The sequence below is a fragment of the Dyadobacter sp. CECT 9275 genome, assembly GCF_907164905.1.
GTDB classification, from domain to species: domain Bacteria; phylum Bacteroidota; class Bacteroidia; order Cytophagales; family Spirosomataceae; genus Dyadobacter; species Dyadobacter helix.
This window is the reverse complement of record NZ_CAJRAF010000002.1, coordinates 201910-221940: the sequence shown is the minus strand read 5'-3', so window position 1 is coordinate 221940 and position 20031 is coordinate 201910. Positions and strand designations below refer to the sequence as shown.

12 protein-coding genes are annotated in these 20031 nt (G+C 47.0%); 3 read left to right on the top strand and 9 right to left on the bottom strand.

The window, feature by feature from the left end; genetic code table 11:
* Positions 1-95: 95 nt before the first annotated feature.
* The 3 genes from KOE27_RS09055 to KOE27_RS09045 are packed head-to-tail and all read left to right on the top strand — an operon-like array spanning position 96 to position 2169.
* The gene (locus KOE27_RS09055; protein ID WP_215238570.1) at positions 96-470 is read left to right on the top strand and encodes a response regulator; all 375 of its coding nucleotides are present in this window, start codon (positions 96-98) and stop codon (positions 468-470) included.
* Positions 471-527: 57 nt separating this feature from the next.
* A complete protein-coding gene (locus KOE27_RS09050; protein WP_215238569.1) occupies positions 528-1574 on the top strand; it encodes an adenylate/guanylate cyclase domain-containing protein in 1047 nt (348 codons plus the stop codon).
* Between the two features lies 1 nt (position 1575).
* Entirely contained in the window at positions 1576-2169 is a 594-nt protein-coding gene (locus KOE27_RS09045) for an HD domain-containing protein (protein WP_215238568.1), read from the top strand.
* A 12-nt stretch (positions 2170-2181) separates the two neighbouring features.
* Here KOE27_RS09045 and KOE27_RS09040 read toward each other — a convergent pair whose 3' ends face one another.
* The 9 genes from KOE27_RS09040 to KOE27_RS09000 all read right to left on the bottom strand — a co-directional run bounded on the left by KOE27_RS09040 (position 2182) and on the right by KOE27_RS09000 (position 19991).
* On the bottom strand, positions 2182-5406 hold the full coding sequence (locus tag KOE27_RS09040; RefSeq protein WP_215238567.1) for a cyclic nucleotide-binding domain-containing protein: 3225 nt from the start codon (positions 5404-5406) through the stop codon (positions 2182-2184).
* Positions 5407-5502: 96 nt separating this feature from the next.
* Positions 5503-7773 (bottom strand): cation:proton antiporter domain-containing protein, encoded by a 2271-nt coding sequence (locus tag KOE27_RS09035; RefSeq protein ID WP_215238566.1) that lies wholly within the window; start codon positions 7771-7773, stop codon positions 5503-5505.
* A gap of 279 nt (positions 7774-8052) precedes the next feature.
* Positions 8053-9537, bottom strand: a complete 1485-nt coding sequence (locus KOE27_RS09030; RefSeq protein WP_215238565.1) for a mandelate racemase/muconate lactonizing enzyme family protein — start codon at positions 9535-9537, stop codon at positions 8053-8055.
* Positions 9538-9589: 52 nt separating this feature from the next.
* The gene (locus KOE27_RS09025) at positions 9590-10522 is read right to left on the bottom strand and encodes an RraA family protein (RefSeq protein ID WP_215238564.1); all 933 of its coding nucleotides are present in this window, start codon (positions 10520-10522) and stop codon (positions 9590-9592) included.
* A gap of 83 nt (positions 10523-10605) precedes the next feature.
* Positions 10606-12138: a SusD/RagB family nutrient-binding outer membrane lipoprotein gene (locus KOE27_RS09020; RefSeq protein ID WP_215238563.1), complete on the bottom strand. Its 1533-nt coding sequence runs from the start codon at positions 12136-12138 to the stop codon at positions 10606-10608.
* 16 nt (positions 12139-12154) lie between these two features.
* Positions 12155-15574, bottom strand: a complete 3420-nt coding sequence (locus KOE27_RS09015; RefSeq protein WP_215238562.1) for a SusC/RagA family TonB-linked outer membrane protein — start codon at positions 15572-15574, stop codon at positions 12155-12157.
* Between the two features lie 268 nt (positions 15575-15842).
* The gene (locus tag KOE27_RS09010) at positions 15843-16949 is read right to left on the bottom strand and encodes a FecR family protein (RefSeq protein WP_215238561.1); all 1107 of its coding nucleotides are present in this window, start codon (positions 16947-16949) and stop codon (positions 15843-15845) included.
* Positions 16950-17234: 285 nt separating this feature from the next.
* Positions 17235-17837: an RNA polymerase sigma factor gene (locus KOE27_RS09005; RefSeq protein ID WP_215238560.1), complete on the bottom strand. Its 603-nt coding sequence runs from the start codon at positions 17835-17837 to the stop codon at positions 17235-17237.
* Positions 17838-18002: 165 nt separating this feature from the next.
* The gene (locus KOE27_RS09000; protein ID WP_215238559.1) at positions 18003-19991 is read right to left on the bottom strand and encodes a plastocyanin/azurin family copper-binding protein; all 1989 of its coding nucleotides are present in this window, start codon (positions 19989-19991) and stop codon (positions 18003-18005) included.
* Between the last annotated feature and the right edge of the window lie 40 nt (positions 19992-20031).

Sequence of the window (20031 nt, the reverse complement as noted above, 5' to 3'; positions counted from 1 at the left end):
ACCGTAATGGTTTGATTCCAAATTATTTAAGGATGAAGCATGGCTGCATACCGGGTAATGTAAGTGATTAGTTCAAAATGTATCAAACTCATATTATGAAAATACTTGTTGTTGACGACGAAACGGACGTGCAGTCTTTGTTTGAACAAAAATTCAGGCGTGAGATCCGGAGTGGCCTGTTTGAATTTTCATTTAGTTTTTCGGGAGAAGAGGCACTTGATTACCTCGCTGCGCATTCTTCCGAAGTTGTGATGATCTTGTCGGATATAAATATGCCTGGTATGAGCGGGATAGAGCTACTCAAAACCATCCGAACGGAACATCCTTCTGCGCCGCCGCAGGTGATGATGATCACTGCCTATGGTGATTCCGAAACAAAGGTGCTGGCCATTGAGCTGGGTGCCGACGATTTCCTCACCAAGCCGGTGGATTTTAATCAGTTAAAGGAAAAACTCTTATCCCTCCACTGAACTTCCTTATTTTTGTGATCACTCTTGTTACGCGGAAATTAAAAATATTGCGATTATATGAAAGCCAAGATACTGGTTGTTGACGACGAAGCCGACCTGGAACTGCTCATAAAGCAAAAATTCAGGAGGCAGATCCGTGAGCAAAAATATGAATTTGTCTTTGCCGAAAACGGGCAGAAGGCACTTGATCTTCTCCAGCGGCAACCGGATATCGACATGGTACTGAGTGATATCAATATGCCTGAAATGGACGGACTTACCTTGCTGGTGAGGCTGGGGGAGGTGAGCCCGTTACTGAAGTCTGTTATTGTTTCGGCGTATGGGGACATGGCCAATATCAGAACAGCCATGAACCATGGCGCTTTCGATTTCCTGATGAAGCCGATTGATTTCAGAGACCTGGAGGTAACCATGGAAAAAACCCTCCGTTATGTGGATCAGTTGAAGGAAACACTGAAAGCCGTGCGTGAAAACGATATTTTGCGGATGTATGTGGATTCGTCGGTTCTCCAGTTCATGAACAGGGAAGCTTTCGAGGCGTCGCTAACAGCCAGTGAAAACATAGAGGCCACGGTTGTTTTTATGGATGTATGCGGATTTACTTCCATATCTGAAAAAGAACCTGCCGACAGGGTTGTGAGGCTCATCAATAAGTATTTCGATATCATGGTGAAGGAAATCATTGCCCAGGGAGGACATGTGGATAAATTTATGGGAGATGCCGTGATGGCGGTGTTCCGGGGCGAATATCATCTGGACAGAGCTGTCGAAAGCTCTCTGGCGGTTCGAAACCAGATTAACAGCCTTCAGGAAGAGGTATTGGATCAGTCGGATTATTCACCCAAGGTTTCGATCGGGATAAATTGCGGAGAAATGGTATCTGGGAACATAGGCTCCGCTACTTTGAAACGGCTGGATTATACGGTCATCGGCGATGCCGTAAACCTGGCTCAGCGTTTGCAGGCAATTGCCCGGCCCGGCCAGATCGTAATATCGGAAGCGGGCTACGAGCGTATCAGGGAAGCGTTCAAATGCAATCCGGTGGGAGAGGTAAATCTCAAGAATAAAACCAATCCAGTGCATATTTACGAGGTAATTGAGTAAAATGGATAAATCAGGAGCACTCAAATTTATTGAAGATAAGCTGGTGGCGCTGCTCCCGCATGATCTTTATTATCACGGCTTTCATCACGTGAAGGATGTTGCCAATGCTGCACGGGTCCTGGCAAAAGAGGAGAATCTGACGGACCGGCATGCTCTTGAGTTATTGGAAACGGCAGCCTTTTATCATGATACGGGTTTTTTACATACCTACAGCGGTCACGAGGAACAGGGGTGTGTGATTGCAGAAACCGTGCTTCCTTTTTTTGATTACAGCCCCGAAGATATACAGGTGATCTGCGGGATGATCATGGCCACCCGGATACCTCAAAGTCCCACGACCCTGTTGGAAAAAATATTATGCGACGCTGATCTGGATTACCTGGGACGTGCAGATTTTGAACCGATCGCCTCTTCGTTATATGCCGAAATGGCGGCCAGGTCTATGGTAACCGATAAAAAGGATTGGAATCAGATCCAGATCAATTTTCTGAACCAGCATCATTACTGGACCCAGTCTGCACATAACCTGAGAGACAGCGGCAAGCAATTCCAATTGCGGAAACTCATCAGGCTCGCGGAGTCTTTCAAAGATTGAATTTTGGCTTTTTCAGGCCTGTGAGGAAGAAAGTATCCTCATTTTTTCATTCTGTACCCTGATCCGCTGGCACAAAATCCTGAGAACGTTCCGTAGTATCTCGTCTCTTTCTTCCATGAGCTCAAAGAAATCGTCCTGGTCAATCCTGAAAAGATGAATGTCCGTTTCGGCTACCGTTGTGGCGGATCTGGGCTCAGCATCCAGCAAGGCAAGTTCGCCGAAAATTTCTCCCTTCTCAAAACTGGCAAGCTGTTTGTTCCCGTCATAAATTCCTACCTCGCCTGCATAGATAACATACATACTGTCTCCGGGATCTCCTTTGGCAAATATTTCCTGACCCTCCGAGTAAGAAATTTCTTTCATAATCGGAGCAATGGAGCTCAGTACATTTTCAGGTGTTTCGGAAAACAGCCGGGTGTTCTGCAGTACAATTACCCGTTCCATTTCAGAAATCTGTGAGGCAGTATGATCAGTTTTCATGGGATTGTTATCAGGATTTGCTTTGTTATGTTTTTCTAAAATATCCAGTGCAGCTTCCCGTACCAGCGTAACGGTGTGGGAGGTAAATTGCCGCACCAGGCCGGAATCGGTTTCCGGAAGCTTATGCAACGCCAGCGCAAGGGTCCAGGCACTGAAAGTATAATCCTTTTGACTGACAATATATGTCACAATAGGAACTACCTCTGAGCTGGTACCCAGGTACTGCCGGAGTACTTCCTGTTTTCTTTGGATCGGGATATCCTCAAACAGTGCGTGCAGGGATGGATAAAGGTTTCTGGGTAAAAGACTTTCAATCATTTCCAGGGAATTGGCCCTCTTTTCCCGGGAAGCATGTTTGATACCCTTCCATGCGTTCTGAACGGCTTCCTTATCATACAAAATAGAGAAAAGATAAAACAGCCGCTGGCTGACGGATTCCAGTTCGTAGGCCATGGCACGGTTCCATGGGTCTGCCTCTTCGGAAGTAATGCCGTGGAGAATATGGTTGGCTAGTATCAGTTCCTTGTTTACAAGCTCCATTACCCATTCACGATCAGGATGCACTATTTGGCTGTTCGCGAGTGATTTTAACACAGCGTTGCGGACAGCGATACTTACCTGGCTTAAGGCGCTATCTATACTTATTGGGTTGTAAATACTTTTTAAATGCTTTAAAAGGATACTACTGGTTAAATGCCGTGTACTTTTCTCGTTGATTTTCGCAAAAAGGATCAGCTCCTTTTCCGTAGCTTTTGTGGCCATCCACTCTTCAAGGAGCGGTACCGCCAGGTTGCCCGCTTCGGTTAAAGCACCCAGTACCTGCTTTGAAAATTTACCTGCCAGCATAGGTACCAAATGGGCCACAAGAGCGGGATCAGGTACTTTTCCGGCCACGGCAATCGCCTTTTTCAGAACAGCCTCGTTCTGACTTGCCAGGCATTCCGTTATTTTTGAAGAATATCCCTCCAGGTGCAATGCCTCAATGCAATCCAGCGCAAGCAAACGTCTGGAATCGTTTCCGCTTAACAAATGCTGGATCGTTTCCCTGATCGTCAATCTTGAAAAGCCTGAATCATATCCTCCTAGAAGCGCACCTCTGACAATATCTGAATCCGGATGGGCAAGATACTGCTTCACTTTGGCGTCGGGCACTGTGCCTGAGGCACAGGCAATTTTTACGGCCAGGGTTTGGCAAGTAGTATCAGGTTCATTTTCAATGTACTGATAAAATGATTGGGAGATATCCTTAGGTTTTGTTTTCCCGAAAGTATCCAGGGTTTTAAACCGCACCTGAACATCTTTACTGGTTAGTAAAAAGTCCAGATTTTTCAGGAAGGGGCTTATTTTATACCTCGCAAGCCAGTCGATCGCATTAATTACTTCTTCCTTTTTATCGCTTTTCAGATTCTGAACAATAATAGGAAGCGCTTCTACAGGGGAAGCGATTTCCCCCCCACGGATAAAACGTTTGCTGATTGCATTCCTGAGCTCCTCACCATAATGCCGGTAGGCTTTTCTGAAAATTAAAAGTGCAAGCAGGGCAAAGAGGAGAGATAAATCGAGGGTCAGGCTAATATCCGACCATTTCATCGTGTAGATGACATAAAGCAAAACACCTGCCAGGAGCATACCGAATGGTTCGTAGAGGCCCTTGGCAAGGGTATGTCCTTTGAGCCGGTTTTTAGTTGAAAGGGGTTGAAAAAGAACCAGGAAAACAGGGTCAAAAATGGTACGTCTCACGATCTCAAACAGGAGATAGGAAAGGCAGTAATACACCAGCAGTGAGGGCTCGTCCTTTCTGAAATAGGAAGAAGTAAGCAATCCCACCGAGGTAAGTAGTGTAACAACCGGTAACAGATAGAGGGTAAGTCGGATGCCAAATTTCTCTACCGTCCTGCCTGATAGCAGCATTTTTACAAATGTTGAAATGACATAGGTGGCCGTCAGCAATGAACCCACAAATACGATCACATCATGCTGGTTGTGAAATTTGTATTTGACATTGACAAAAAAATGGTACTCAATCCAGGTGGCCGTGGCCGCGATGGCCGCCATACCCAGGCAAAGTGAGGTGAGCAGCTTATTGCCGCTGAAATACTTCTGTATCAGCCTGGATGTGCCCGTTTGCTCCTTGCGCCCACGGGCATGGTGCGGATTAGGGATTTCGGTATACTTAAAGGTCAGAGTCTGCGTATAAAATGCCAGGGCAAAAAAAACGAGTGATATTACCAGCAGTATCATGAGTACCGACGGGGAATGAATAACCACGGCTAAAACAGCACCCAGAGATTTGGCAGGCATATCACCCGATCCAATCACACTAAAGAGCCTTTTGCTTTGCCTTACATTAAATACAAGTGCAGATAAACCCCAGAATTCCAGGTTGATGAGCAGGTAAACGATCCGGTACCCCACCATAATGGCAATGGCGGTGGCAGTACCATGCCCAATCCATAGCAGGCCCATCACCACCAGAACCAGGAACAGTGCCGAGGCCATGGTGCCCAGACTAAGTTTTTCAAGGAGCAGGTGATGCTCGAAGTATTCGTAGATTTTACCTGCCGCCATTACGCCTGCCGCGGCTGCGATGTAAGCGATGGGAAGGGAGGATTCCGGGTGGTTTTCGAGCAGCAGTACATTGGCCGACACATAAACCAGGGTGGTTCCTGCATTGATGAAAAAGTTATGAAAGAAGAATAAAAGTGTCTGCGGATTGATGTTGCTGATGAATCGGTTCTGCCTGATCGCGGGTATCATAGGTATAGAAATGGTAGCGTCATATATGTAAAATAAACACTTATTATTCCTTTAAAAAACAGGCTTTAACATAATAAGGGTAAAATACCATCATTTTCACCCGCGTATAATCAGTACCGACGGAGAGTAAGACAGCCAGATACTGTGCGATTCTACGGCTTTTTTCCAGCTTTCGTTGCTGATCAGCATCAGGTCCTGCTCTTGCAGGAAGTCTTTCTCAAGCGCTTTTTCATTATGCTGGTTTACCCTCTCAGGAGCAGAAGCCTGGAGGGAAGTGATCATCTTTTGTATGGACAGGTACTGCGCGGCAAGGCCTGACGGATCCATGATCGTTATCCTGGTGGGTTGATGAAGGATCAGTTTTTTGGCGAATTCAAGTAAAAACTGATCGCTTTCCGAAAAAATCGGAATAAAAACTTCTTCCATTTTATCCAGTTTCTTTTCAATCAGGATAGCTACCGGGATGGTTACCGATTGGATCACATGGCTGGTGCGCTCGTCAAAAATATCGGTGTTAAATAATTTACCTTTTCCTGTGATGGTATCGATCAGCCGTACGGGGCTGATTATTTTGTTAGTGATACCCAGTACTTTACCAAGAAGTGTTCCTTCAAAAACACTGTGACCAATGCCCATGATGAGCAGGTCATACTCGCCGTCGTTGGCTGTTTCGATGATGTCGTGTTCTATATTTTGCGAGGGCTTGAAGAGCATATTGACGGGAATGTTCAGCTTGTCGGCTTCCTCGTTGATGGGCCTGAACGTTTCGTACTGGTATTCTTCGGTATTCACCTGGTTCAGATAACTGCTCGGGGAAAGATGAAGTGCCGTTACGTTTTGAGGGACTGCCGGTTCAATAAAATGATGCGCCAGGCGAATCATTTTGCGTCCTCCCAAGGGGCTGGCAAAGGCCACCAGAATTGAAAAACGCGATTTTGAGGTTTGGGACTGGTGAAATTCCTCTTTTTTGATGGGCATAAACCTGTCGATCAGATCCAGTGCGGGGCCGGTCATGCATGTTGTAGCAAGTGCCATAATCACCATCATAGCAAATATTTCGGGCGCAAGCACGCCGATGTCGTATCCGATATTGAGTACCACCAGTTCCATCAAACCGCGGGTATTCATCAAGGAACCGATAATGAGGCTGTCGCGCCAGCTTTGTTTTACAAAACGGGCGGCTAATGCACTTCCAATGAACTTCCCGGTAACGGCTGCCGCAATAATGATTCCGGTGACCTTCCACAGATAGGGATCATTTAAAAGGCCGATCTGTGTGCGCAGGCCCGTGAATACGAAAAATAAAGGCAGCAAAAGTACCATAGAGACATCCTCCAGCTTCTCAGTAAAAAGATTACGGAAATTTTGATTGGCCGGCATGATTACACCTGCCATAAAAGCTCCGAAAAGTGCATGTATTCCAATGATTTCGGTACTGTACGCGGAGATCAAGAGTACCAGAAAAAAAACGGCTACTACGGGTTTTGTAAGCCCTTCCTTGTAGCTGTAGTGATTGCCGAGCCTTTGGAGGAACGGTCTTACCACGCGGAGCATGATCAGTACATAGGCTGCCGCAAGTAATATGGTGTAGATCGAACTGAGGAAAGAACCTGCTTTCACGATGGCAATGACGGCAGCAAGAATACACCAGGCGGTGATGTCGTCGGTAGCGGCGCAGGTAATCACCATTGTTCCGAGTTTTGTTCTGGAAAGGCCTCGTTCCTGTACAATACGGGCCAATACGGGAAATGCTGTGATACTCAGAGCAATACCGATAAAAAGGGAAAAAGACAAAAAGCTGATCCCCTCAGGGGCAAACTGCTGGTAGATGTATAACGCCAGCCCGACACCCAGCGCAAAGGGCAGTATGATACTTGCATGGCTGATCACGATGGCCTCTTGTGCTTTTGATTTAAGTACTTTCAGATCCAGCTCCATCCCGATGATAAACATGAAGAGTATGAGTCCTATCTGGCTCAGGAATTGCAGGTTGCTTAATGAAACCTTGGGGAAAAGAAATGCAGAAAATTCTGGAAAGAATATACCCACTACGGAAGGGCCCAGGAAAATACCCGCAGCAATTTCTCCGATAACCGTTGGCTGGCCGATCAGTTTGCAAAACCATCCAAAAATTCTGGCAACAATAATAATGGTAACAATCTGCAGGAGTAAGATAGCCAGAGGGCTGCTAATGTCGTGTAATATCGTGGAAATGAATTGTTCTAAGGAGGAGGAATTCAGCTTTGGAAGCCTGGCTGCTGTTGCGGCAGTTTCCAGCATTTGCCCTTGTTTCAGAAACCAGTAGAGCAGGCCAGAGAATGCACCTATGGTAGTGATATAAAAGAGTATATTCCGGATGTTTTTCATAATATGCATGGAGGTAAGCATGCAAAATACGAAATTAAACCATGAGTGAGCCCTTTTTGGGCTTTATGCTTTGGTTAACTGTTTTAACTTTTTAAGAGCTTCCGGTTCTGAAAACTTCTACTCGGTGCAAGACTTTACCCCGATATGAGGAATTTATCAAATTTCATGCGGAAAGCAGGGTTTTAAGGAATATTGAGGGGCTCATGATTGAGGAGGAGGGGTGGGATAGATTAGACTTTCCAAGTCTTTGATACTTGGAAAGTCTAATCTCCAGGTTCGTCAGCTCCACAAACGGTCATGCGAACGTTTATCATTCCAGTCAGGAGTAGGGGCGAAGTAAGATTTATCCTTTGGATTGAGATGCTTCTTAACCTCCTCATCCACAAGTTCAATACCCAGGCCCGGTGCTTCCAGAGGAACCGGGGCATATCCCTTGTCGATCAGCTTGCGGCCGTCTGTGGTTTTCACCAGGCTTTCCCACCAGGGTACATCCACGGAGTGATGTTCCAGCGCCAGGAAGTTTTGCGTGGCAGCGGCACAATGTACATTCGCCATGAAACTTACCGGAGTACCTGCAAAGTGCATGGCCATGGCAATACCATTGTCTTCTGCATAATCTCCGATCCGCTTGGTTTCCAGCAACCCTCCCGACGACGCAAGGTCCGGATGTACAATATCAACCGCCCTTTTGTCTATCAGCGCTTTGAATCCTTCTTTCAGATAAATATCCTCTCCGGTCAGGCAAGGCGTTTCAAGTGCGTCCGAGATTGTTTTCCACTGGTCGGTATATTCCCAGGGAACGATATCTTCCAGCCACGCGAGCCTGTATTTGTCCAGTGCTTTGCCAAGCCTGATACCATTGTTCAGGTCAAAATGTCCATAATGATCGGTTGACAGGGGAATTTCGTAACCTACCACACTGCGGACATCCTCTACTACCTTGGCCATCTCATCCAGTCCTTTCGGGGTTATCTGAATGGCCGTAAAGGGATGTTTGGTATTGGCGTACGAATGGTAATCCCCGGCCCATTGGGAAAAGCCTCCGCCCCAGAATTTGTTGTTCACCACACTGCCTTCTTTGTTGCGGAGCATTCCGATGGAAACATCCATTTTAAGCCACGTATATCCCTGGTCCTGCGTACGGAATTTTATTTTTTCCTTAAATTCATTGATATCATTTGATTCTGGGGTGTCCGCATAAAGCCTCACTTTGTCGCGATAGCGGCCTCCCAATAGCTGCCAGCAAGGTACTCCGTACGCTTTTCCGCAAAGATCCCAGAGCGCCATTTCAACACCACAGACTCCCCCGGCTTGCCGGCCATGCATACCAAATTGTTTGATAGATTTAAAGAGCTGTTCAACATTGCATGGATTTTGGCCAAGAAGGTGGCTTTTAAGGAAAAGAGCGTAACGCTCGTCGGCGCCGTCACGCACCTCTCCAAGCCCATATATTCCCTGATTGGTATCTATCCGGATGATCGGGGTACGGCCTACATTCTGAACGATACAATAGCGCAGATCCGTAATTTTCAGCTCCGAGGGTTTGGATGCACGGTTTACCTTTGAGGTGGCCTGGGCAATGGTATCCTCCGTGGACATAGACATGAAACCTCCAAGCGCAATACCTCCTATGGCCGATTTCCGGAGAAAATTACGCCGACTGTCCTTGGTAGCCGGGTTATTAATCTCTGCAATACGCGCCTGCTTCTCAGCTTGCTCTACTTGTTTGTTGGAGGCTATGATTTGATTCAGAATACTTTTCATTTTTGCTGATTTTGGATGATAAATAAAAATGAATGCTGGTACCAGGTACCTTTCAGTAATTTCTTTCTTTCAGGTAATCGTCCAGTTCTTTTTTTGTCATCGGCAGTTTCCCAGGGTAGGAGTTCACCCATTGCAGAAAGTCCTTGGAAATAGCCGGTGTCCATTTGGTATCAATTTCACCAGGAGTATACTTTCCCTCGCGCAGACGCTGGTGACCAAACTGATCCCGCAATGCAGTTACCTCCGACGTCAGAACCAGTTCCTCAACCAGATGGGCGGGAATGAATATGGTGCCATATTTTTTAGCCAGAACCACATCGCCGGGTAAGACTGTGGCTCGTCCGATTCTGATCGGATAATTGATCGTGGAAAGCATCATCTGCTGGATGTAAGAAGGATCCTGTCCCTTTGTCCAGGCATTAAATCCATCGATTTTGCTTAATCCCTCCTCATCCCTTACCGAACCATAAAAGATGACCCCTCTTTTGGATTTGGCATAGATAGAATTGCCAAGGTTATCGCCGATCAGTGTACCGTCTGCAATCTTTCCATAACCATCGGCTACATAAACATCCCCTTCCTTCAGTACATCAATGGGCCAGGAATTGGTACCCCCTGCCTGCACCCGTCCTTCCTTTTTACCTGTTTCTTTGACAAGGTCCTGGTAATCGGGGCGAAGCGGAACATATTGAGCCGTCACGACACGGCCCGTCATAACGCTGTCCTGATGGATAAGCCGCCATTCTCCTTCATACTGGTTTTGGTAACCCTTGTTCCTGAGCACACCCCAGGCTTCTTCCATGGAAATGTTTTTCAGACGCGACAGAATGGCGTCGGGAACTTTAGGCCTTCCATCCGGAAAGCGTTCGCCTTTCCAGCCGGCGGTGAGGGCCTTGACCTGATCCGGGGTAGGGGAAATTGACTGAGCCTGTACGGCAAGGGTCAGCAACAGGAATGCCGAGGCAAGAATTGGTTTTTTTAACATATCAATCGGATTTAGGTGAATGAAAAACGCAAAACCGTCCAGCCGAATGGAATATTACCGGAGCGGTTTTGCGTCTTCTTGTATTATTTATCCCAGAAAATAGGGGTACCCAGGTCATCTGCGCCCATGCGTTGTACTGCCTCATTGTAGTTGACAGTGTTTACGGACTTCTCTCTCACGGGATATACCAGTCGGCGGATGAAGTCTTTCACAGAAGGATCTTTACCAGGATAAGGATTTGGTGTCAGCGCCGGAAACCCGCTGCGGCGAAAATTGGCCCAGGCTTCGGATCCGTTCAGGAAGGACGACAACCAGTACTGCGTGTTGATCTGTTCCAGTGCGTTTGCAGGCATAAACGGATTGGCGTTGAGATAGGCGGCTTGCTCGGCTTCCGGGATTGTGGCAAGGACGTCGTACTGCGCCATTTGTGCCAGGTGTGCCTTTACGCCAGTGGTGTAAAGCGCTTTGGCGTCACCGGTGATAAAACCCCGTTGAACGGCTTCGGCAAGCAGGAGCTGGGTTTGCGAAAACGTGATAAAGAACTCCGGAGCGTCAATCTTTCCAACGGTACGACGGTTGATCTGCGAATATTTAAAAGCAGATCCGATTTTACCCGGAAACCCGGGCGCATTTACCACAGTTGATTCGTTATAACCGTATGGCATTCCGTCCTGGTTGGCACGTGTTGTGTCTTCTGCACCGGCGGTAGCTATAGGGTTACCCGGAACGGCGTATTTCACCGCAATCATCCTCAGACGAGGGTCTGCGGTTGTTTTGAGGTAGTCCACAAGTGCTTTACCAAGATAAACGTTTCCGCGCTCAGTTCCCTGAAAGTAGTTGGCAAGCGGGTGATTGAAAGTGCTGTTGAAGGCGATCAGCGCATTGTCTTTGTTGTCGCTCAGTAAGCCACCGTTGGCTGGGTCAGCGGCCTTTGCAACATAAGTTTTGGCTTTTGCGGCGTCCAGTTTGGTGTATCGCATACCTGCACGAAGCAGCAGCGAATTACCCAGCTTTTTCCATTGGGCAATATTTCCCTTGTAAAAAAGATCACCACTTTCGATGGACTTGGAAGCATCCAGGGCTTTTGTACCTTCTTCCAGTTCTTTCAGGATGTCTTCATAAATCAGTTTCTGATCGTCATACTTGGGCAGGTTAATACCGGACAGATATGCTTTCCCGGCTTCGAAGTATGGGACGTCTCCATAGGTATCCACGAGAACCATGAATACGTATGCCTTCCATATCCGCGACATATTGTAAAGATTGCTGCGTGCGGGAAGATCCTTTGTTTGTGCGATCACGGTCGTCAGCAGGTTTACCGGGCCGTTCTGGAGATACAGGGAGTTATAATTGGCATTGGAATTCGGATCGTAATTAACGTTGTGGTTACCGCCTTCCATCACACCAGTATATGGCGAGTTGATCTGCTGAACGATCTGCATCTGGTACATTTGTGTTGCGATCGCACTGCCAAACTGAGCATTGGAAAACAGGTAGACAGGGTCGATACTCGTGGCCAGTACCGGGTTCACGTTTACTTCTTCGAAGCCTTTATCGCAGGACGTACTTCCGGCAATAAGCCCCGCTATGGTCATATATATGAATATTTTTTTCATCTTAGCTTAAAATCGGTTAGAGTTTAATGTTCAAATTGAGACCAAAGCTTCTGGTTGTCGGAAGCGTGTGGGTTTCAATTCCCTGTAAATTGTCGGATGCTGATACCTGTGCTTCGGGATCCAGGTTGTCAATGTGTTTTTTGATCAGCAGCACATTGTAGACCATCGCCGACAGGGTGATTCCTTTCACGAAAGTCCGGTCTCTTACGAATCTTGAGAAATCATAACCGACGGATAAGGTTCTCCAGCGGATAAAGCTGCCGTTGTAAACAAATGGCGTTGCGAGCCCGGTGCTTCTGTAAGAAGTGTAAAACTGTTCAGCTTCAACTTTGGTGGTGTTCGGGCTGCCATCAGCATTAACGCCGTCCAGTAGTACTCCGCCTTCGCGGCCAACGAGGGATGGTTTGGAAAGACCTTCGCGAAGGAAGTTCAGGTTGGAGTTGGAAAGGATCGTATTACCTGATTTGAAATCAACCTGGGTCGAAATTTTGATACGTTTTACGTTGATCGTATTCACCCATGCGCCTACCCACTTTGGAATCGCGCTGCCGAAAGTCTTCAGATTACCTTGCTGTGGCAAACCGCCCGCAGTCAGTATCCTTCCTTGTGCATCCCTTTTGTAATCAAATCCCCGCAGAGAGGCCAGCGGCATATTTACTTCGTGCGAAACGATACCGAAGAATTCGCCCGTTCCTACATCAAATCTTTGTTGTCCGGCCGCCAGTTCAAGCACCTTGCTGATGTTGTAACTTCCGTTGATACCCGTTTCCCAGGTGATATTTTCGTTTTTAACCGGCACAATGGTAAACAGAAACTCAATACCCCGGTTCTGAAGCTTACCCACATTCACTTTGGTCTGGCTGAATCCTGAGGCGTTGGATATGTCTACGTTGAGGATTTCATCAACGGTATTTTTACGGTAGAGCGACATATCCAGATTCAGGCGGCTATCGAATGTTTTTAATTCCAAACCTACCTCTACTTCCTTCACTTTCAATGGTCTCAGATTGGCGTTCGGGCTAACCGCCGATGGAAGGTTTCCAAGTGCTGTGCCATTAAAAGGATTTGCGTTGATGGCGTAATAGAGGTTGTTGGAATATGGGTCAGTATCACCACCCACCTCGGCATACGCAGCACGAATTTTTCCATAGTTCAGCCAATTTGGAACATTTGCAAAAGCCTGGCTAAAAACGAAGCTTCCTGACACCGAAGGATACAGGTAGCTGTTCGATTCCGGATTCAGGGTGGAGAACCAGTCGTTTCTGCCGGTAACGTTTACGAAAAGAAAATTCCTGAAAGAAAATTCAGCAGAACCGTAAATGGAATTCACTTTCTTCTTGCTGTAACTGTAGCCCGGATTTTTCACCTGGCCGTTTCCGATTGTATACAGATCACGGACATAAAAGTTGGTTACGGCCGTGTTGACGTTGTCGTTAATCTGGAGCATTTGGTTACCGCCCACGTTGATGTCGATACCAAAATCCCCGAAGGTTTTGTTGGCACCGATCAGGATGTCAAGATTACGCTCTCTGAATGTCGCGATATCCTGATAGTAATATCCGTTGAAACCCGTTGTGACCGCACCGATGGACCGGGTTCCTGTGGGCCGGTTGTAGTTGTAAGGCCGGGTGTAATAGTCTTGCCCCACACGTCCCTGTACAAAAAGCCATTTGGTGAAATCGTAACGAACTGAGGTATTCCCGAAAATCCGGTCGCGGCGCACGTTTTCAAAACGGTCGTAGGCCACCCAGTAGGGATTGTTACGGTTTGTGAAACGCGAAAGAGGCATTTCGTTTCCATTGGCATCTTTGCGGTTTTTGAGCCAATCGCTGTCGATACTCGTCGCCATGGTATAAATCGTGGTGTTGGCGTTCATATCCTGAAGCCCGATCTGCGGCGGATTGTGGTTGTACTCGTTTGAGTAATTTGCGTTAAGCTGCACGGATAGTTTGTCCGTAAACTTATAATTTAAGCCCAGGTTCATGATTTTTTTGTGGTAATCAGAATTAGGGATGATCGCGTTAGCGTCGGTATTGGCAAATGACAGGCGGAAATTGCCTTTTTCGTTTCCGCCCGATAACGCAACGGAGTTTGTGAAGCTGGTACCGGTTCTGTAAAATTTCTTGATACGGTCCTTATGTGGTGAGTAGGGCTGCATGCTGCCGTCAAACTGTGGTGTCAGCTTGCCGTCCATTTTTTCACCAAATGCAAATACCCCGGAACTCTGAGCCTCAGCAACGCTGGTAGGTCTTTTTCCGAATTCGCCCTGTCCGTATTCGTATTGGAAGTCGGTATAGTCCAGTGCCTGCTGGGCCTGAAAGTTGGAGTTTATTTCCACGCCGATTCCGGTGGTTTTACTTCCGCTTTTGGTTGTAATGATAATGGCGCCGTCTTTCGCACGAAAGCCATACAACGCTGCAGCAGCGGCGCCCTTGAGAACCGTCATGGTTTCAATGTCGTCCTGGTTAATACTCTGAAGCCCATCGCCTGAGTCGGACGAGCCGCCGGTTGGGTTTCCTGTACCGTTCCCGGCCGAACCTCCCGCAGAAATGCTGGTATTGTTAATAGGTATGCCGTTGACAATGATCAGCGGGGAGTTGTTACCACCAAAGGACGACTGGCCACGTATCCGGATCTTGGTTGAACCACCCGGTCCGCTGGCCGGAGGTGATACATTAAGTCCGGCAACTTTGCCCTGCAGGCTATTGCCGAGGTTGGTAGTACGCGTAGTGGTGATTTCTTCGGTGTTTACTGTTGCGGTGGAATAACCGAGTTTTTTGGCGTCACGTTTGATACCTAATGCAGTTACGACTACCATTTCGAGATTTCGCACATCAGGTTTCATGGAAACTTCCAGTACGGAGCGTTTGCCAACCGTAACTTCCTGTGCCATATAGCCCACATACGAAAGAGTTAAAACTGCATTGTCGTCCGGAATGCTCAGTTCGAAATTTCCGTCGATGTTGGTGGAAGTACCTACCTTGGTTCCCTTAAGAACTACACTTACACCGGGTAAGCCGAGGCCGTTTTCGTCTGTAATTTTCCCGGTAATGTTCCGGTCAGTAGAAGACGCCCCGGGCTCGATTACCTGATTGATCACATTGGGTTGTACAGTACTTGCTTTAAGAAGGATAACCTGTTTTCCTTCTATTTTATAGGATATATTAGCCGGTTTGAATAAATCATTCAGGAGATCACTTAAAGGCTGGTCGGCTACATTAATTGATACCTTTTTGGTAGTTTTAAGAAGAGAGGAGCTGTAAGTAAATCTAATCTGTGTCAGCTTGTTAAGTTTTGTAAGGACGGTTTTCATGTCCTGGTTGTTCACCTGGAGGCTTACCTTTTGGTTAAGGATATCCTGGGCACCTACCGTGCCGGCAGATGACACTGTAGCGAACAGAAAGGCAATCACTAATTGGTAAAATGATATTTTCATAACACTACACAGTAGCCGAGGTAATTGTCGGTGTTTTTTCATACTTTTGATTGTTTGGTTCTGTATTTTGGGAAAAATTTGGACAAACAGCTCCCTTGCATCTCGCCAAAGATGTTTGAGGGAAACCATGAGCCGGTGATGGCGCAATCATCACCGGCCTTGTTGTTGTATGCAGATCGTTAAATTATATCATAGGCAAGCTGAATTTTAATTATTTAAATTGGGTTCTGTTTAGATTTTACAATGTTTACCGGCTGCCGCCGGTCTGCTAGCTGCAACCTTTGCTGTTGACGATAATCTGCCCGTCAATCACCTCATAAGTGGCCCCGATGGCCTGGCAAATGGCGTTCATCCGCTGCTTAAGGCTCTCTTCCCTGAACTGGGTGCTTACTGCACAGCTTGCCAGAATGTCCCTGTCGAACAGGATGACAATGCCGTAAGCCTTCTCGAGTGCATGCAGCACATCTGCAACCGGTTTATCGTCAAACACGATTTCCGGGCTTTCAGGCAATTCAGTAAGCAGCTGAGGATCCGATACGATTCCCTTTTCAAGCCTGTTTTCTTTCCTTTTGAAAACCGCCTGCTGGTTGGGGTTTAGTATCACACCGGCTACTTCATGGTGTTGATCGTTGACCAGGGTTTCGTATTCCTTTTGAGGATACACCGACACCTTCCCGGTTTTCACAAGTACCATTACCGTGTTGTCTTTCGCAAATGCTTTCACCCGAAAACTGGTACCTAATACCTTGGTGACGGTTCCGTTAGCAAACACCAGGAAAGGTTTGGCCGGATTTCTGGTAATGTCAAAGAAGGCTTCTCCTGAAAGATTTACAACACGTGTATCGCCTGTAAATTTTCTTGGATAGGTGATCGTACTCCCCATTTTGAGTGTTGCCACACTGTTGTCACTTAAAAAAATAGTTAGGTCTGTTGAGTCAGTATTGCATTTTACCACCATCTGTTCCTCCGGAAGTGTCAGTGCATGCTGGCTTTTTGCAACGGATACCGGAGTCTGGTCGGTATAATAATACCAGCCTATACCTGAGAGAAGTAATAAAGACGCGGCTACGCGGAACATCGGATTTCTCAGCCAAACGCCCGGGCCTGTCCATGCTCTTCGGCTGCGCTCTTCTGCGGCCATTACGAGCGAAGCTATTTCATTGTCTATTTCTGCTTCGTCAATCACGTGGATATACCTTTGGTGGATGGTAAGCACCAGTATTTTGGCCTGGTTAACGGTATCGGTTTTCTCCGGATGTTGAGCAAGCCAATTTTCCCAGAAAGAGGCATGTCTTCCGGTGGGATCAAGTACCCATTCACGGAATACCTCATCGGCAGTAAATTCTTCGAGTGTGTAAAATTGATAATCATTCATTGTTTCTGGTCGGGATAGATTTGCCCGTTATTTAAAGGTTTAGGGGCGTTTGCCGGTGCAAGGTAGGTTGTACTGCCACACAGACTGGGGCCTTTATATATGTATGTCGGATTTGCGGGAGGTTATAACCAAAAAAATGAAAATATTTTTTTGAAATAGTTATATTAATTAATTGCGGTTTGAGAATGATTATGATTATTCGGCGTAATTATTTAAAAATTAGCCGATTGTAAATCAAAAGACAGCTTCCTAAGAAACGGGAAAGTGGTGGTGGAGAAGAGGGGATCAGAGGAAAGGAAACAGGACCAGAGCCCAGAAAAATTCTGCGGGTATCCATATTCCCTTGATTTCTTTGAGGGTTCTGTACAGCAGATTGGCCACGCTTTGTTTGCCCAGGTTCATGATCTGGGAAATATCATCATTTTCAAGATTTTGATAGAATCTCAGGTAAATGATCTCCTGCTGGCGTTTGGAAAGATGGGATATAATGTTGTTAAGACGGTTTTTCTGGTGGTTCAGAATTTCGTCCTCGATGATGTGAGATTCGATGGAGAGGTCAGTATCGTGGTCTAGAAAGGCAAGTTCCTGTGGTTCCTGAAAGCGTTTGAGACGTGCGCTTTCTTTGATAAGTTTGTGACGTAGCGCTTTAAAAAGATAAGATTTTACAAACGCCGTTTCGGAAAGGAAGGCCCGGCGTTCCCACAATTCGAGATACATTTCCTGAAGACAATCCCGTATAAAATCAGGATCATTCGAAAATTTGCTAGCGTAATTGTAAAGTGCACGGTAATGCACCTGCGCTAGCTTTCCCAATGCATTGGCATCTCCGGCTTTAAACTGCCGCCAGAGCTCAATGTTGATGTCGGACGTTTGGTGTAGCTTTTCCAATTTACGCTTATTGTTATAATTTTAATAATTCAGCGAATTGTGATACTCAAAGCAGGGCTGATCTGCTATCTCCTCAGCAATTTTTGATAAAACTTTTTTGGGCGATTCAATCAGGGAAGATAGCAGAGCAGGCTGCCTGGATTCATGGCAACCTGCTCTTAATCATTATTTTGTGACTTTCAGTTTCCCTTGCATGAGGGTATAGTGGCCCGGAAAGGTACAGACGTACTGGTAAGTACCTGCTGTTTTCGGAGCAACAAAATAAATCGATTCGGATTTCTCCGGTTCAACGATGTTACTGTGGAAAAGGACGTCGTTAGACTTGGGAACGTAGCTCATTTCCGAACCTTTTAGTCCCAGGTTCAGGCCCGCTTCACCCACAGCATTTGCCGTACCTGGTCTGGTGATTACTAGGTTATGAAGCATGTCATCATTGTTGTTGAACACCAGTTTAATCCTGCTTCCGGCCTTTACCTGAATTTCGGATATATCAAATTTTAATCCCGGAACGGTACCAATTGTGATCACCTGGTCGGGTCCGTTGGTCCAGCTGGCGGGCATTTCTACGACCCTCTTTGCCGAAGCCGATGTGGTTACCGGTACGTCCGCAGCATGGTCCTGGTGGCTCATAGCGGAGCTTTTAACGGTGGTAGTAAATTGGTTGCTGTTAACCATATCACCTCCGGCAATTTCATTTAGAGTATAATAGGCAGTAGGATGTAGAATGGAGGCTCCCTCCGGGGTACGGATACCTTCGGTTTTCAACTCATGAACGTAACCCTTTTTCAGAGACGAGGGATCCACCACCAGTCTTACTTTCAGCCCGTCTTCCGATACTACGATCCCTTTCAGGGGTACTTCGCTGGTGTTAACTATGGGGCTGCCGTAAGTATGGTGGTATTTGTACGTAAAGCTGTTCATTTTGTAAGAAGCAGGATCTGCGGCGGTTTTCTTATCAACCGGCATTGTAAATGTGATTTCAAATCCGTCTGGCCTTGATCTCATATTTTTCATTTCAAAGGGCATTTTACCAGTCCATACCACGCGCTGTACACCAAATTCTTCTTTGCCGGTTGCAGCCCAGCCACGGCTGGTCTGGCCTACAAAGAGAGAGCCGTCCAGGCCCCATGCAAGCCGCAATACCCCGGACATGAAGCCTTCACGGAATGGAAAAACCGCACCTTGCCAAACACCATTTACCTTCTCCATGTCGGCGCGGGTAATAATACTATGCCCCTGATCTCCGACGAACATCTGCCCTTCAAACGGTCCGAATGCTCCTTTAGTAACGTCCTCTTTAAAATCCGATGTAGAGATACCTACAATAGTATGGGGAAACCATACAGCCGGTGGTTTAATGCCAGGTACCTTTTTAGAAGCATCGTAGATCGGCTCCCCAGTGTCGGGGATATCTTCCGGTTTCAGTTTTACCGGCGAATCCGGCTCGCTGCTCCATCTCAGTCCGGCGGGGTTCCCGGCAAAATCTCCTTTGGCCAGGTGCGTCATCCTTCCAGAACCTACCCAGTCGCCCTGGTTTTCGGTATAGAAAATATCACCCTGGTATGAACCGAAACCCGACGGTGAGCGAAGACCTGTGGCCCAGGGGGTCAGTTTTCCGTCCTCACCAAGTTTGAGCATCCAGCCTCTCCATTTAGACTGGCTGGCACCACGGCCTACCCAGTCCAGGTTTAATGTAATCAGCATCTCGCCGTTTGGCATGGCAACCGGACCGTAAGAGTATTGGTGGTAGTTACCTGATAGCGGCCACCGGACGAAGGAATCATACACATCCGCAACGCCGTCGTTGTCGGTGTCTGCCAGGCGGGTTACCTCACCACGCTGGGTGACAAGAAAATCTTTGCCTCTGTAAAGAATGCCCAGGGGTTCGTGCAGGCCGGAAGCAAATCTGTTAAAACTGGGCTTGCCATCTCCCTTCAGATAAGGATTGCTGATCATCCATACCTCGCCCCGACGGGTAGACGCTGCCAGACGGCCGTCCGGCAGCACTGCCAGGCCTCCGATTTCCAGTTTGATATTTTCAGGAACGGGGATCGTTATGATGCGGTAATAATCATCTTCGCTTTTGGGGCCTGATTGTGCCTGTGCGGCCAGGCATCCCAATGAAATAAGCGTGGTTGCTAATATTTTTTTCATTTTAGAATTAATTCTTTGTTGGATTGACGGGTTTTGAGAT